Origin of the sequence: Streptosporangium sp. NPDC051023 (genome assembly GCF_040689595.1) — a bacterium.
GTDB lineage: Bacteria > Actinomycetota > Actinomycetes > Streptosporangiales > Streptosporangiaceae > Streptosporangium.
This window is the reverse complement of the sequence record NZ_JBFBCE010000008.1, coordinates 73,344-88,214: the sequence shown is the minus strand read 5'-3', so window position 1 is coordinate 88,214 and position 14,871 is coordinate 73,344. Positions and strand designations below refer to the sequence as shown.

Annotated in this window: 13 protein-coding genes; 5 read left to right on the top strand and 8 right to left on the bottom strand. The window is 69.9% G+C overall.

What is annotated here, in order from left to right; genetic code table 11:
• Positions 1-10: 10 nt before the first annotated feature.
• Positions 11-1,783, bottom strand: coding sequence for an ABC transporter ATP-binding protein (locus tag AB0395_RS07505; RefSeq protein WP_366277977.1), 1,773 nt, complete (start codon positions 1,781-1,783; stop codon positions 11-13).
• Positions 1,780-3,561 carry an ABC transporter ATP-binding protein gene (locus tag AB0395_RS07500; protein WP_366277975.1) on the bottom strand — a complete coding sequence of 594 codons (1,782 nt, stop codon included), beginning with the start codon at positions 3,559-3,561 and terminating at the stop codon, positions 1,780-1,782. Before AB0395_RS07500 ends, AB0395_RS07505 begins: the two co-directional genes overlap by 4 nt.
• 475 nt (positions 3,562-4,036) lie before the next feature.
• Here AB0395_RS07500 and AB0395_RS07495 point away from each other — a divergent pair, with 475 nt between their 5' ends.
• Entirely contained in the window at positions 4,037-4,297 is a 261-nt protein-coding gene (locus AB0395_RS07495; RefSeq protein WP_366277974.1) for a hypothetical protein, read from the top strand.
• 28 nt (positions 4,298-4,325) lie between these two features.
• On the opposite strand, the gene AB0395_RS07490 is transcribed toward AB0395_RS07495, so the two are convergent.
• Positions 4,326-4,790, bottom strand: a complete 465-nt coding sequence (locus AB0395_RS07490; RefSeq protein ID WP_366277972.1) for a DUF732 domain-containing protein — start codon at positions 4,788-4,790, stop codon at positions 4,326-4,328.
• 523 nt (positions 4,791-5,313) lie between these two features.
• On the opposite strand from AB0395_RS07490, the gene AB0395_RS07485 reads away from it, so the two are divergent.
• Complete coding sequence (locus AB0395_RS07485) at positions 5,314-5,946, top strand: TIGR03085 family metal-binding protein (protein WP_366277970.1); 633 nt, start codon at positions 5,314-5,316, stop codon at positions 5,944-5,946.
• A gap of 81 nt (positions 5,947-6,027) precedes the next feature.
• Here AB0395_RS07485 and AB0395_RS07480 read toward each other — a convergent pair whose 3' ends face one another.
• Together AB0395_RS07480 and AB0395_RS07475 are read right to left on the bottom strand one after the other, a co-directional pair.
• Positions 6,028-7,050, bottom strand: coding sequence for a hypothetical protein (locus AB0395_RS07480; protein ID WP_366277969.1), 1,023 nt, complete (start codon positions 7,048-7,050; stop codon positions 6,028-6,030).
• A 760-nt stretch (positions 7,051-7,810) separates the two neighbouring features.
• Positions 7,811-8,518 (bottom strand): MerR family transcriptional regulator, encoded by a 708-nt coding sequence (locus AB0395_RS07475; protein ID WP_366277967.1) that lies wholly within the window; start codon positions 8,516-8,518, stop codon positions 7,811-7,813.
• Between the two features lie 114 nt (positions 8,519-8,632).
• On the opposite strand from AB0395_RS07475, the gene AB0395_RS07470 reads away from it, so the two are divergent.
• From AB0395_RS07470 to AB0395_RS07460, 3 genes are all read left to right on the top strand, one after another.
• Entirely contained in the window at positions 8,633-9,661 is a 1,029-nt protein-coding gene (locus tag AB0395_RS07470; RefSeq protein ID WP_366277965.1) for a hypothetical protein, read from the top strand.
• 373 nt (positions 9,662-10,034) lie between these two features.
• A complete protein-coding gene (locus tag AB0395_RS07465; protein ID WP_184714415.1) occupies positions 10,035-10,196 on the top strand; it encodes a hypothetical protein in 162 nt (53 codons plus the stop codon).
• 139 nt (positions 10,197-10,335) lie between these two features.
• Positions 10,336-11,730, top strand: a complete 1,395-nt coding sequence (locus AB0395_RS07460; protein WP_366277963.1) for a glutamine synthetase family protein — start codon at positions 10,336-10,338, stop codon at positions 11,728-11,730.
• A 58-nt stretch (positions 11,731-11,788) separates the two neighbouring features.
• On the opposite strand, the gene AB0395_RS07455 is transcribed toward AB0395_RS07460, so the two are convergent.
• The 3 genes from AB0395_RS07455 to AB0395_RS07445 form a co-directional block, all read right to left on the bottom strand.
• Entirely contained in the window at positions 11,789-12,634 is an 846-nt protein-coding gene (locus tag AB0395_RS07455; RefSeq protein ID WP_366277961.1) for an alkaline phosphatase family protein, read from the bottom strand.
• Between the two features lie 136 nt (positions 12,635-12,770).
• Entirely contained in the window at positions 12,771-14,255 is a 1,485-nt protein-coding gene (locus AB0395_RS07450) for an MFS transporter (RefSeq protein WP_366277959.1), read from the bottom strand.
• A gap of 76 nt (positions 14,256-14,331) precedes the next feature.
• Complete coding sequence (locus tag AB0395_RS07445) at positions 14,332-14,820, bottom strand: MarR family winged helix-turn-helix transcriptional regulator (protein WP_366277958.1); 489 nt, start codon at positions 14,818-14,820, stop codon at positions 14,332-14,334.
• Between the last annotated feature and the right edge of the window lie 51 nt (positions 14,821-14,871).

Genomic DNA, 14,871 nt, shown 5'->3' with positions numbered 1-14,871 from the left:
CGGCCGGGTTTCAGGATCGGGCGGCGGAGACCCAGGAGGCGTGCAGGTCCGCGTAGACGCCGGGCTCTCCGACGAGCTCGGCGTGCGGGCCGCGCTGGACGATGCGGCCCCGGTCGAAGACCAGCACCTCGTCCGCGGCCTCCGCGGTGGACAGGCGGTGGGCGATGGAGATGGCGGTACGGCCCCGCGTGACCCCCTCAAGCGCGCGGGCCAGCCGTACCTCGGTGGCCGGGTCGACCGCCGAGGTGGCCTCGTCGAGCAGCAGGAGGTCGGGATCGGCCAGATAGGCGCGGACCAGGGCGACGAGCTGGCGCTCCCCGGCCGACAGCGACTCCCCTCGCTGGCCGACCCTGGTGGCCAGGCCCGTGGGCAGGCCGTCGAGCCAGTCGGTGAGCCCCAGCTCGGTCAGGGCGAGCAGGATCTCGGCCCCGGTCGCGGAGGGGCGGCCGAAACGGATGTTCTCCTCCAGGGTGCCGTCGAACAGGAAGCCGTCCTGCGGCACCATGACGATGCGCTCGCGCAGCGAGGAGAAGCGGACCTCGCGCAGGTCCTCGCCGTCGACGGTGACCCGCCCCGTGACCGGGTCCATCAGGCGGGTGAGCAGCTTGGCGAAGGTCGTCTTGCCCGAGCCGGTCTCCCCGACGACCGCGATCCGCGAGCGCGGTGGGATGTCCACCGTGACCTCGCTCAGCACCGGCGCCCCGCCCGGGTAGGAGAACCCGACCTCCTCGAAGGAGACGGAGATGGGGCCGCGCGGCAGCTCGACGCCGTCGTGGCCGGGGTCGGCGACGTCGGGCGGGGTGTCGAGCACGCCGAGGATACGGCGCCAGCCCGCGACGGCGTTCTGCGCCTCGTTGAGCACCTCGGTGGCGATCTGCATGGGCGAGACGAACAGCGTGATCAGGAACAGGAAGGCGATCAGGCGTCCCGCGGTGATCTCGCCCGCGATGCCGAGGCGTACGCCGATCAGCACGACGGCGGTGATCGCCACCGCCGCGATGATCTCGGTCAGCGGGAAGACCGTGGCGACGATCCGCTGGGTGCGGGCCTGCGCGACCTTGTTCGCCTCGATCGCCGCGTCGAGGCGCTCGGCGGTGCGGGCCTCTGAGGCATGGGCCCTGATCACCGCGGCCCCGACGACCGACTCGCTGACGGCGGCGAGCATGTCGCCCGCGCGTTCACGGACCTGCGTGTAGGCGCCGGACAGCCATCGCTGGAAGCGCGGCAGCACCACCAAGAGCGGCAGGAAACACACCCAGACCACCAGGGCGAGCTGCCAGGAGTAGACGAACATCAGCACGGTCGCGACGAGGAGCTGGCCCATGGCGATGATGATCATCAGCCCGCCCCACTGCATGAAAACGCTGATCTGGTCGACGTCGCCGGTGACCCTGGAAACCAGGGCGCCGCGCCGTTCCGAGTTCTGGGTGAGCACCGACAGGTCATGCACGTGCCGGAAGCCGCGCACCCTGAGCGTGGCGAGGGAGGCCTCCGTCGCCCGGTAGAGGCGCACGTTCATCAGGTAGGCGCACAGCGCGGTGAGGACGACCGCGGCCGCGCACAGCAGCACGGCGGCGCGGATGTAGGGCAGATCGGGAACCGCGCCCTTCAGCCCCCTGTCGATGGTCTGCTGGACGGCGATCGGGACGATGACCTTGCCGACCGTCGCCAGGATGGCGAGCGCGAGTGTCCCGGCCAGCCCCTTGCGGAACTCCGGTGTCAGCGACAGGCCGTGCCGTACGGTGCCCAGCGCCGACCTTTCGACCCCGTGGAGCGAGCTCACGCGCTGACCTCTTCCTCTTCCTCTGCGCCGAGCGCCTCGCGCTCGGCCTCCTCGCGTTCGTAGGCGGTGACCAGGTTGCGGTAGCCCTCGCAGCGGGCGAGCAGTTCCTCGTGGGGGCCGCGGTCGACGACCCGGCCGTGTTCGAGGTAGACGACCTCGTCGGCCAGGGCGATGGTCGCCATCCGGTAGGCGACGACGACCACGGTTGAGGCCTGGGACGCGTCCCGCAGGCCCTGCAGGATCTTCGCCTCGACCTGGGGGTCGACGCTGGAGGTCGCGTCGTCCAGGACGAGCAGCCTGGGGCGGCGGACCAGCGCGCGGGCCAGGGCGAGGCGCTGGCGCTGGCCGCCCGACAGGGTCGTGCCGCGTTCGCCGACCTTGGTGTCGAGCCCGCCAGGCAGGGCGCTGACGAAGCCGTCAGCCTGGGCCAGGCGCAGCGCCGCCCAAACGTCCTCGTCGCCGACCGGCAGGCCCAGGGTGACGTTGCCCCGCACGGTGTCGTCGAACAGGAAGGTCTGTTGCGGTACCAGCGCGACCGCCTCGCTGACCCCGCCGCGGGCGATCTCGCGCAGGTCGACGCCGTCGACCAGGACGGCCCCCGCGTCCGGGTCGACCAGGCGGACAAAGGTCTGGGTGAGGGTTGACTTGCCGGAACCGGTCGGGCCGACCAGCGCGGTGGTACGGCCCGCCCCGACCTTGAAACCGACCCCGTGCAGGATCCGGGAGTCGCCGTAGGCATAGTCGAGGCCGCGGACCTCAAGCCCGGCGGGGGCGGGGCCAGGCAGCGTGGCGGTGCCGTACTCCATGGAGCCGGTCGCGGTGAGCACGGTCCGCACCCGCTCGTAGCCGACGACGGCGCGGGGCAGCTCGGCCAGCACCCAGCCGAGGGCTCGGATGGGGAAGGACAGCAGGGTGAACAGGTAGGCGACCTGGATCAAGACGCCAGGGGTTATCGCGCCGCCCTCAAGGCGTACCGCGCCGACCAGCAGCACGGCGAGCACGCCCAGGGTCGGCAGCGCCTCCAGCATCGGGTCGAACAGGCCTCTGACCCGGCCGACGGCGATGTTCGCGTCGCGCAGTTCGCCGGCCCTGGCGCGGAACCTGTCGGTCTCCTCGTCCTCGCGGCCGAGGGTCTTGACGACCAGCGCGCCGTCGAAGCTCTCGTGCGCGATCTCGCTCACCTCGGCGCGAAGCTGCTGGGCCCGGGTGGCCAGCGGGCTGAGCCTGCGCTGGTAGACGAAGTTGAGCACGGCGATCGCCGGGAAGATCAGGAAGCCGACCAGGGCGAGGACCGGGTCGGTGACCACCATCGCCACGGCGGCGGTGACCAGCATGACGATCACGCCGACCGCCATCGGCAGCGGGGCGAGCGGCGCCCAGGCGGCCTCCGCGTCGGCGCTGGCGTTCGACAGCAGCTGACCCGTCGGGTGGCGGTGGTGCCAGGCGAGGGGGAGCCTGAGGTACTGGCGGGTGACGTCCCTGCGGGAACGTGCCTGCATTCGGTACTGCATGACTCCGGCGAAGTAGCGCCGCCCCGCGACGCCGAGCGCCTTGAGCAGCGAGACGCCGAGGATGAGGAGGGCCGCGGCCACGAGCGTGCCGGTCTCCGCCCTGCCCTTGGCGAAGGAGGGGAGCACGAGGTTCTGGGTGGCCCAGCCGAGGGCCCACGCGGACGCGACCGTCATGACGCCGTAGAGGCCGCTGGACAGAACCGCGACGGCGAAGACCGCCTTCTCTGCCCGGATGGCAACCCCGAGTACGCGGAGCCCCTGACGCATGACGGCGGAAGTCACCTTGCTCGCCACTCGGGGGGTGTCCTTTCAACGAGAATATTCCTACTCATGTGACTATCACGCCTGATCAGGTACTTATTCCCGCGGATCCCCCTATACGCCGTTTTCCCTGGTCAGGAGGTCAGGGGTACGGCAGCCCAGAACGGGTCACGGCCGGGTCATGCGGTGTATCGGCGGGATCTCCGGCGACCGGTCCTCCACGGCGGGGCCGGCGAAGCGGCGGAAAACCCTTCCTGTCCGGAACCGGGGCGCCTCCCCCGGTCTCGCGCCTTACGCGCTCACCGAGGGAGGCTCACGGGCGCCGCCGGAGTCCGCGGGAGTCGCCGAGCGAGCCAATGGATCACGACCGGGCCGGGCCCCTCGGGCCGGGCGAAAACGAACCGGCCGAGAAGATTCTCGTGCCGGTTCAGCGCGTCATCGGCGTGAGAACCGGGCGCGGAAAGCCCGTCATCATCGGGCGATGCCCAACAACCGGATGTACGCCCGTTGCCGAGCGTGCGGCGACACCTACTACCTCGCCAGGTTCGCCCGTACGAGCTGGTGGTGCCCAGATGTGACCGGCATCGGCCCGTCGTGGAACCGGTGGCTGGACCAGCACGGCGAACACGCCTTCGTCGAGCTCGGCGCCCGGGGAGACTGGTTCGTCCTCGCCTACGAGAACGCCCAGGACCCCGGGGAACGGCTGGAATTCAAACCCGCGGAGGGCTGGCCGACGGAATAGACCGTGTACGGGCCGCGCCCTCCTCCCCCTAGCTGGGAATCTTGCTCCGGTGACGCGGGCACAGGCTGACGATGGCCGCCCCCGCCACGTATCCGGACTTCTCCGCCCCGAGGTCGTCGGCGCTGCTGGTCGCGACCTCGATGAGACCGTGGCCCTCATCCAGGGCCTTGCACATCGCCCGGCCGATGCGCAGGAGGTCGGCCATGTTCTCGTTCTTCAGGTCGTTCCGCTGCCGTATGGTGGCCGTGAACAGGGCCTCGTTCTCCTCCTCACTCGGCGCGGCGGTCGGCGTCTCATCCGAGGTCTCGGTGGGCGTCTCACTCGGCGTCTCGGTCGGTGTCTCACTCGGCTCGGCCCCGGCGGTACGGGACGGCTCGATGCTCGCCGACGTGCTCGGCGACGCGAACAGCCGGTTGTTCGCGTTCAGCAGGACGACCAGCCCACCCAGCAGGGCCAGCACGCCGACCACCGCGGCGACCACGACTATCACCATCCCCTTCCCGCTCTTTTGCGGAGGTTGAGGGGGCGGACCCGGCTGCCACGAGGGCGGCGGCCCCACGGGCGGGGGCTGCTGCCAGCCCTGGGGCGGACCCGGCTGGGGGTACGGCTGCGTCGGCGGTTGGCCGTACGGCGGCCCCTGCTGGGGCTGGGGCGGATACGGCTGGACGGGCGGCGCAGGCGGCCACTGCTGAGGCTGCCCGGGAGGGTACTGCTGAGGCTGGCCAGGCGGATACGGCTGGGGCTGCCCGGGGGGCGGATACGGCTGCTGCGGAGGATGCACCCGCGCACCATACGCCCCACCGCGGACATTCCGTCCAGAATTCCCGGGGATGGATACCTGAAAGAGACTGCCTTGAGCGCCCCAAAGCCCTGGTCGGCCGGGCGCGGCTCCCCCGCCTGGCGCCGCCGGAGGGTCCACGTGGCCATCCTGGGCCACGCCCCCGTTCCCCGGCCCCCCTTCCGGGATGTCCGCTTCGCTCCCGTTGCTCATACAACGGCATTGTTAGGATCATCAGATGACGTACGCCAGCGCCGAGCGCGCCGCGCTCGCCGACCTGCTCATCCAGCTCGGCCAGGACGCCCCGACGCTCTGTGAGGGCTGGACGACCTTCGACCTCGCCGCCCACCTCGTGCTGCGGGAAAGACGCATGGACGCCGCGGGCGGCATCGCGCTCGGGCCGCTGGCCGGATACACCGCCTCGGTCCAGGAGTCACTGAAGGCCAGGTACGGCTACGCGGGCCTGGTCGGCCTTGTCCGCACCGGGCCCGGCGGCCTCTACGGCCTGATTCCGGGGCTGGACGAGTTGGTCAACACCCTCGAGTTCTTCGTCCACCACGAGGACGCACGGCGCGCGCAGCCCGGCTGGGAACCGCGCGAGCTTCCCCCCGGTCTCGACGAGATCCTCTGGAAGCGGCTGCGGACCGTGGGACGCCTGCAACTGCGCAGGTCGCCGACGGGCGTCGTGCTGCACCGCATCGGCGGCGGTGTCGCGCTCTGCGGCAGGAGGAACGGCCCCAGGGTCGAGGTCACCGGCTCCGCGGGCGAGCTGACCCTGTTCTGCCTCGGCCGCCAGCGGCACTCCAGGGCCGAGGTGACCGGCGACGACGAGGCCGTGGCGCGGCTGGTGAACGCCTCACTCGGCCTCTGAGCCGTCCCGGCCCGTCGCCCGGGCACGGCGAGGGCCGCCGGAAGCCGGCCGGTCAGCCGTCTCCCGTTCGGATCCCGCTGTTCAGACGTCGGTGACACGCAGGAGGGAGTGCCGGGGGTCGGAGTAGTGCTCCAGGATTCCGTTGCAGAAGGCCGCGTAGGCCTCCATGAACAGATGCGCCTTCGCGTGCCAGCGCCACTCGGTCTCCTCGTCGATCCCCGGCACCATGGCGAACAGCTCCCGGCTGACGGAGCAGCGGCCGCGGGCCGCGTTGGCCCGGGCGTGCGCGCGCATCGGCTCGACGAAGCCGGGGGCCAGCCCGACCCTGTCGCACGCAGCCAGGAAGGCGTCGTAGACGACAGGGCCCTCATGGACGGCCGCGTCACCGCCGTCCGCGCCGAGACGGCCCTCGAGCACGCCGATGACGGCGACGAAGAACAGCGGGTCGGTCCGCGCCCACCAGGACAGCATCTTGATCAGGGCGGTGGTCGTCGGTAGCGGGCACGCGCGCGACAGGTCGTCGCGGGTGATGCCCAGGGACCTGAAGGCGCGGACCACGATGTCGTCGTGGCGGCGCTCCTCTCGACAGAAGTCGTTGGGCGTCCCCCCGAGGTCGGCGCTCTCCGCCAGGGTGAGGACGGCAGAGCCGAACTCGTTCTCCCGGAACAGGAAGAACCAGTTCTCGAGCCCGAAGCCGAAGAAGACGTTGGGGTGAAGCTGCCGCGGGCGTTGCAGGATCTTCCGCCAGAACGGGCCCGCGAAGACCAGGTCCTTGAGAAGCCGGTTGAGGACGTTCTCCAGGCGCAACAGGACGGCCTGCCCCGAGGAGACGAGGGAAACGGCGCCGTCGTCGACCAGACCCCAGATCACGGCGGGCTCGACGATCTCGCGTACCGCCTCGCCGTCAAGGCCGGTCTCGCGTTCCAGGTCCTCGATGGTCCTGCTGCCGTCGAGCAGTTTGAGCAGGCCAAGTAAATCGTCCCTGCTCATGCCCTCCGGGGCCTCGACCTCCAGGACCCCCGAGGAGGTGTGCAATTCCGCCTCGCCCTTCTCGCTGATGTGGAGGGAGGCCCGAAGCCAAGGCTTTACCGGAAGGAAGTTCACAGACAATGTCAATTTCCTTTGATGTCGGGGACCACATGCGGGCGAGGCGACATACGAGAGGAGGACCGGCACCTGGAGCGCCACCCCTCTCAAGACCGGTCACATCAGGGGTGAGCAGCCGAAAGAGCAGCCACCCTGGTGCGGCTCCCGATCCGCACGGCACACCTCCCCGTCTCCCTTGACCGCGAAAAAGATGTCAAAGTGCACATACTGATAGTTTTACCAAAACGCGACTATCAGAGTCAGACACTAAGACGACCTCACACGAGAGTCAACCCTGACATCTTCAGTTGATATACCCCCCATTATTCTGTGAATAAATAATGTGAGTGCTACTCAAAGTGATTTCCTGAGAGGGAGTGGAAAGAACCCGCTGGTACGGCGGACGCATTCGGCGTGTCCGGGACAGGGCTCCGGCAGGCGGCGCCGCGGCGATCACCCGCCCGTTCCGGCCGCGGGAAGAAGCCATGAATCGCGCGAGCCGCCGCTCGCCGGCCACCTCGGACAGGAAGCGGACCGACCAGAGCGCACCCCGCCCAGGCGGTCCAGCCCAGGCCGCCGGGCCCGGCCATGGCGGTCCGGAACGGAAGCGAGACGACCAGCGGGGCACCCTACGCCGGACAGACGGCCCGGACGGCGCATCGGCCACCTCACGCCCTCCGGGGCGCGGCGGACAGCGGTGACGCCCCCTGCAGGTGTCACGCGCCCCGGCCACGCGGGCGCCGGAACGGCAACCGCCCCGTGAAACCCCCGGCCGGGACTAAGCCCCCGGGCTGCCCGCCCGCGAGCCTCCTCCCCTCCTCCTGACCTCCTCCCAGTCCACGCTCTCCCAGTCCGCGCTCTGCCAGTTCTCGCCGAGCAGGTGGCCCGAGACGTTGGCCTGCGCGATCCGGCGCAACGCCGCGATCAGCGCGTCGCCCAGCGAGGTGCCGACGACGACCACCTCGACCATCCGCTCCAGGTTCGGCTCCCCCACCATGGCCGCGACGTCGGCCTCCGCGATCCTGGCCGCCGCCTCGGCGTACTCGTCGAGCCGGGCGAGGAGGCCCGTGTGCCCCAGCCCGCCGAGGGTGACCAGCACCCCGGCCACGGCCCGTATCAGGGGCCCGTCGTGGTCGTACCGCCAGCCGTGCCGGGCGACCAGTTCCTCGGCCTGGCGCATCGCGGCCTCCCATTCCTCGCCCTCGCCGGGCTCACGCCTGGGCGAGATGGCCCTCTGGGCGTAGCCGAACCGGACGTGCAGGCTGTGCCCGGGATCGTCGAGATGTTCGAGCAGCTCGCGGATGTCGGCGATCGACAGGCCCGCGTAGTCGGCCATGGCCCGCACCAGCATGATCCGCCGCACGTGCTCCTGGCCGTACCGCGCCTGGTTGGGACTGGTCCGCTCGCCGCTGGGGAGCAACCCCTCACGCAGATAGAACTTGATCATCGGGACGGAGACACCCGTCACCCGACTCAGATCCGCCATCCGCACCGTTGCCTCCTCTTGTGGTCTTCCTTAAGTTTAGCTATAGATAACGGATAAATCCGTTATCTATGTGAAAGGCGCCTCATGGCCCGCTGGCACCGCCCACTCCTCCTCTTGTCCGCGATCATGACCGTCCTGGCGATCATCTCGTTCGGCGGCCTCCTCCTTGACCACCGCCTCCTCGACGGCATGCCGATCTGGGCGAAACCCCTGAAGTTCACCGTTTCCTTTGTGACCTACGGACTGACCTGGGCATGGCTCCTCTCCCTGCTGCGGCGGACACCGCGCTGGGGCTGGTGGCTGGGCACCGTGTTGGCGATCGCGAGCGTCGTCGAGATGTCGATCATCATCGCCCAGGTCATCCGGGGGCGGCGCAGCCACTTCAACGCCTCCACCCTCCTGGACTCCTCGCTCTACGCCGTCATGGGCTTCACCATCGCGATCCTCCTGATCACCAACCTGGCGGCGTCCGTCCTGGTGCTGCGCGAACGCCGGGCCGACCCAGCCGACACCTGGGCGATCCGCATCGGGCTGGTCATCTCCGCCATCGGCCTCGGCGTGGCCATCCTGATGCTCCCGCCGACCGCCACCCAGCTCGCCGACGCCGCGCCCACGGTCCTCGGCGCCCACGGCGTCGGCGTTCCCGACGGAGGGCCCGGCCTGGCCGTGCTCGGCTGGAGCACGACCGGCGGCGACCTACGCGTCCCGCACTTCGTCGGCATGCACGCCCTGCAGATCATGCCGCTGCTCGCCCTGGCCCTCAGCTGGATCCGCGACCAGGCCGTCCGCCTGCGTCTGGTGCTCACCGCGGGAGCCGGTTACGCCGGACTCATGGCCCTGGTGACCTGGCAGGCGCTGCGCGGCCAGCCGCTCACGCGGCCCGATGCCCTCACCCTGGGCGTGGCGGGCGCGCTCTGGGCCGGGGTGGCGGCGGCCGTACTGCTGTCCCTGCGCTCCCCGCGCGTGTCCCCGCGGTCCCGGCGGACCGCGGCCACGGGGCCCGCCACGCCCACAGTGCCCGCCGCGACCACGAATCCCCCCGCGGCCGGAAAACCCGCCACGACCGCGAACACCGGGCTGTCCGGCGTGCGTGTGGAGCGTGCCACCACCGCGCAGTGCGGGCCGACATCGCCGGAGGCATGAGGACCGGGCGCCGTCGGCCGGTTTCACGGCGGCGGCGCCGTTTCGGATGCCGATGACCACCCGGCCGGTTCGCAGACCGCCGGAGGCGCCCCGGCAGCCGGGGTCCGTCCGCTGCCCACGGCATCGATCCCGACCTGCACGATCTTGCCGTCCGCCCTAACGCTACCGGTATATATGGCAATCAGGGTTGGACAGAACCGCTTCGCCACCGCACCATTGCGGAGGTGACCCGTGTCAATCCTTCGATCCGGCAATGGATTGCGGGGGCACGGCAGGTATGATCGTCAAAATCCGGGAGCCACTCGGGCCGAAGATGCCAAAGATCATTAAAATCCGGGTATAACGGCTGGGACTGGAACAGCAGGAGGCCCCCATGCAGGTCAAGAAGGTCGCCACCTACGTAGCGGTGGCGTTCGTGGCCTTTTATCTGTTCACCAGGCCCGCCGACGCGGCGAACGCGGTGAACGGAGTCTTCGACGGGATCGTGAGGGCGGCAGACCAGCTGTCTCTGTTCTTCACACGAGTGCTGAGCTGACCATCGGTGGGGGGTTTCCCCACCCTTGACCTGTTTCGGCGCTTCCGCCCGCTTCACACGGAAGCGCGTACCCCTCGTGGCGCCGAGTCGTCGTGCGATGTGCTTCCCCTGCCCCCGGGGGACGTGTTACGCAGAGAGCATGGCAGATCGCTACAGCGTCACCGGGGTTCATCCGCTCGACCCCGCGGAACGGCGTGTTCTCGAACGCGCCGAGACCGAGGGGATCGAGCTGGTCCGTTTCCTGTACGCCGACCACGGCGGGGTGATCCGCGGCAAGGCCACCTCACGGTCCCGGCTGGCGGAACGGCTCGGCTCGGGCATCGGGCACACCGTGGCGATGATGGCGATGAACATGCTCGACCAGCTCCAGGAGGTCGAGCGGCTCGGCCCCGTCGGCGAGGTCCGCCTCGTCCCCGACCCGGCCACGTTCGTCGCCCTCCCCTACGCCCCGGGCGCGGCGGCCATGCTGTCGGATCTGTGTGAGCTCGACGGCTCCCCGTGGGCCGCGTGCCCGCGCACCTTCCTTCGCGAGGCCATCGCCGCCCTCGCGAGCGAGGGTCTCGTCGCGGTCGCCGCCTACGAGCCCGAGTTCACCCTGGGCCACCGCGTGCCGGGGCAGGACGGTGAGCGGGACAGGCTCGTCCCCGTGGACGACAGCCTCTGTTACGCCACCTCCGGCTTCGACCAGGCTCACGACTACGCCATGCGACTGGTCCGCGCCCTGCAGGCGCAGGGCCTGCGGGTCGAGCACTACCACCCCGAGCTCGGTCACGGGCAGCAGGAGCTGTCCATCCGCCACGCCCAGGCGATGCGCGCCGCAGACAACCAGGTCATCTACCGGGAGACCGTGCGTGGCGTCGCCTTCCGCATGTCCCTGTGGGCCTCCCTCGCCCCGAAGCCGATCGCCGACCAGGCGGGCAACGGCGCGCACCTGCACATCTCCCTGTGGGATCCCGAGCTGCGGGTCAACGCGTTCAGCGCTCCCTCCGACCGCTATGGCCTGTCGGCGACGGCCTATCACTTCATCGGCGGCCTCATCGCGCACCTCCCCGCGCTCACCGCGCTGACCTGTGGCTCGGTGAACAGCTTCCGGCGCCTGGCACCGAGGATGTGGTCGAGCGCCTACGCCTGCTACGGCATGGACAACAGGGAGGCCGCGGTGCGGATCTGCTCCCCCATGCGAGGGGCGGCGGAGGCGTCGGTCAACCTGGAGATCAAGCCCTCCGACTCCTCCGCCAACCCCTACCTGTCGCTCGGCGCCGTCATCCACGCGGGCCTGGACGGCATCCGCAGGAAACTCGACCCCGGCGAGGCCGTCGGCGTCGATCCGGCGACGCTCCCCGAGGGCAGCGTCCCCCGCCTGCCCCGCTCACTGGAGGAGGCTCTGGACGCCCTGGAGGCGGACGACGTCCTGATGGAGGCCCTCGGCCCCCTTCGCTCCTCCGCCTACCTGGCGGTCAAACGCTCCGAGGCGCGGGCCTTCGCGGCCGAGGACGTCTCGTACGAGCTGTTCAACCACTTCCGCGTCTTCTGAAGGAGCCGGCATGCCCCGAACAGGGCGCTCCGGCTCCTCTCCTGGATCTCCCGGGGTTCTACTGCCAGGCGTCGGTGATCGGGGTGGCTCCGGCCGCGTTGCCGATGGGAGCCAGCCCGTACGCGTCCTCGATCGTCCGCAGAATGGTGTAGTGCGTGATGTTCTCGGAGTAACCGCCGGGCTTGATGTGCTGGCCCACGAACACGGTGAAGATCTGGTTGCCGCTGCTGCCGTCGTTCTCGTCGAAGGTGACGATGAGCAGGCTGTTGTGGGTCTTGGCCCACTGCGCGTAGGCGTCGAGCTTGTTCCTGGCCCAGGTGTCCCCGGTGTTGATCGAGCAGTCGTGCATGTCGTTGCACATGTTGGGAGTGACGAAGGAGACGGCGGGGAGGGTGCTGTAACCGCTGGAGCCGGGGAAGGCGGCGAACGTCACGTTGCTCGCGGCCGGCACGTTGTCGAAGTCGACCCAGGCGTTGTGCTTGCGGCGGTAGGCTCCGCTTGAGCAGCCGGTGTACCCGTCGGAGGGCATGGATTCCGAGTAGCCCTTGAACGACAGCCCGGCGTCGATGAGCTGGCGTCCGAGGTTGGCCTTGCCGGTGAAGTTCCGCGGGCAACTGTCGTCGGTCACCCCCTGCGTCGAGCCGGAGAACAACGCGATGTAGTTGGGCTGGCTTGGGTGGGTGACGGCGAACGACTGAGTGAACTTGGCCCCCTGGGAGGCGAGTGAGTTGAGGTAGGGGGCGCTGGAGCTACCGTTGATCTGGGAGTAGCCCTTGTTCTCGAACATCACCAGGACGACGTGGTCGGGACGGGGTACCACGGCGGCCTGTGCGGGCGGGGCCGCGATGCCTCCGCTCACAGCGATCAGTCCGGCCAGGGCGGCGATTGCGCGTTTCCTAAGCATTCACCCTCCATTGATACGAACCTGCGGTGATCTACACCAGAGCGTCCGCCTTGATGGAAGACAGGCGACGCCTAACACCTGACAGGTGAGTGTTGCCCGGTTGAATGGCCGTGCCCGCGAACCGGCATCGGTAAGGTCAGTCAACCGTGACGGATGCGGTGGCCGAGGCCTCGTCCTTCTCCTGTCCCTCTTGTCCCGCAACGGACTCCCGTGCGGGCCTGCGCAGCATGAAGAACGCCACGGCGAAGGCCACGGTGATGAGCCCGGCGCCGACGGCGAACGCCAGACGGTAGCCACCGGTCAGCGCCACGGCCTGGCTCTCGCCGTCCGCGAGCAGGCCTTCGGTGCGGGAGGCCGCCAGGGTGGACAGCACCGCGACGCCCAGCGCCATGCCGACCTGCTGTGTGGTGTTGAACAGTCCTGAGGCGAGCCCGGCGTCGCCGTCGCCCGCGCCGGACATGCCGAGCGTGGTCAGCGCGGGAAGGGCGAGACCGAAGCCCGCGGCGAGCAGCATCACCGGCAACAGGTCGACGAGGTAGTTCGCGTGCACGGGGACGCGGGCGAGCAGCCCGAGGACCCCGATCAGGAGGACCAGCCCGGCCAGCAGGACGTTGCGCTCGCCGAAGCGGGCGTTGAGCCGGGCGGAGACGCCCAGCGAGACCGCGCCGATGACCACGGCCGCGGGCAGCATCGCCAGGCCGGTCTCCGCGGCGCCGTACCCGAGCACCCTCTGCAGGTAGAGAGCGACGAGGATCTGGAAGGAGAACAGCGCGGCGACCATCAGGACCTGGACCAGGTTCGCCACGGAGACGCTGCGCGACCTGAAGATCCGCAACGGCACGAGCGGGGTCCCCGCGGTGGCCTGGCGGACGAGGAATGCGACGAGCAGGGCGACGGCGACGGCGCCGCGGCCGAGCGTGGGCGCCGAGATCCAGCCGTGCTCCTCGACCCCGACGACGGTGTAGATGCCGAGCATCAGCCCGGCCGTGACCAGGAGGGCGCCGATCGCGTCGGCTCCGGCCGCGAGACCGAGCCCGCGGTCGGCGGGCAGCACGGGCAGGGCGGCCGCGAGTGCCGCGAGCCCGATCGGCAGGTTGATGAAGAAGATCCAGTGCCAGTTGAGGGCGTCGGTGAGGACGCCGCCGAGCACCTGGCCGATCGAGGCGCCCGCGGCGCCGGTGAAGCTGAAGACGGCGATCGCCTTCGCGCGCTCCCCCGGGTCGGTGAACAACGTCACGAGGATGCCCAGGCCGACCGCAGAGGCCGCCGCGCTGCCGACCCCCTGCAGGAACCGGGCAGCGATCAGCATCTCGGGGGAGGTGGCGACGCCCGCCAGCAGCGAGGCCGCGACGAACACCGCGGTGCCGGCCAGGAACACGCGCTTGCGGCCGACCAGGTCGCCGAGCCGTCCGGCCAGCAGCAGCAGGCTGCCGAACGCGATCAGGTAGGCGTTGACGACCCAGCTCAGCCCCGCGGGGGAAAAGCCCAGGTCGTTCTGGATGGCGGGCATCGCCACGGTCACGATGCTGCCGTCGAGGACGGTCATCAGCAGGCTTGTGGCGATCACCCCGAGGGCGAGCCAGCGCGACCGGACCGCGGGAGGAACAGGGGTTGCGGACATGGGATCTCTCCTGTCGAATGAGGGCGACAGGAGAGACCGTAGCAGATAGTTTTGTAATAGACGGTTTTTTTCGGACCTACTTTGTCCGCTGACGCGCCCGCCGTACCGCCTGAGGGTTCTCGACGGGAGTGGCGAGATGGCCCGTGACCAGGCGGTTCATGGCCCGCAGGAGGACCTCCCGCTCGTCCTCGGGAAGTGCCGCCAGTGCCTCCCCGTGCACCCGGTCGACGATCTCCTGGCTCCGCTCGGCGACCCGCGCCCCCTCCTCGGTGACCGCGATGATCCGGGCCCGCCGATCCGCGCTGGAGGGGCGACGCTCCGCGAGGCCCGCCTTCTCCAGGGCGTCGACCGTCACCACCATCGTGGTCTTGTCCATGTCACCGATCTCGGCGAGCTGGATCTGGGTGCGCTCCTCTTCCAGGGCGTGGACCAGCACACAGTGCATGCGGGCCGTGAGCCCGATCTCGGCGAGCGCCGCCGACATCCGAGTCCGCAGGACATGGCCGGTATGGTCCAGCAGGAACGACAGGTCAGGTGCTGTGCTGGTTGGCGCCAAGGCGGTCATGCCCTCCAGCATAACCACTCGATCCGTGGCGGATTATCCGGCAAAAAACCA